This is a genomic window from Rhodovulum sp. PH10 (assembly GCF_000293785.1).
Lineage (GTDB): Bacteria > Pseudomonadota > Alphaproteobacteria > Rhizobiales > Xanthobacteraceae > Rhodoplanes.
This window is the reverse complement of the sequence record NZ_AKZI01000236.1, coordinates 1-338: the sequence shown is the minus strand read 5'-3', so window position 1 is coordinate 338 and position 338 is coordinate 1. Positions and strand designations below refer to the sequence as shown.

The window sequence follows — 338 nt, the reverse complement described above, 5'->3', positions numbered from 1 at the left end:
ACGATCTCGCCCTGATGCGGCGGCTCGACGAGCTGTTCACGACGTGGCCGTTCTACGGCTCGCGCCGGCTGACGGCGACGCTCCGGGCCGAGGGATGGCTCGTCAACCGCAAGCGCGTGCAGCGCCTGATGCGGCTGATGGGGATCGCCGCGCTGGGGCCGAAGCCGAACACCTCGAAGCCGGCACCGGGCCACGAGGTCTTCCCCTATCTGCTGCGGGAGATGGCGATCGAGCGGCCGAACCAGAGCCTGCCCCCCGCGAAGGCGGGGGTGTGGGCGGCGGACATCAACTATATCCCGATCGGCCGCGGTTTCCTCTACCTGGTGGCGATCATCGAC

General features: G+C 69.2%; 1 protein-coding gene. It reads left to right on the top strand.

Translation table 11 applies throughout. The annotated features are described in order from the left end of the window. Positions 1–338 (top strand): IS3 family transposase (locus tag A33M_RS24330; RefSeq protein ID WP_040622664.1); only part of this gene is annotated, 338 nt, incomplete at both ends.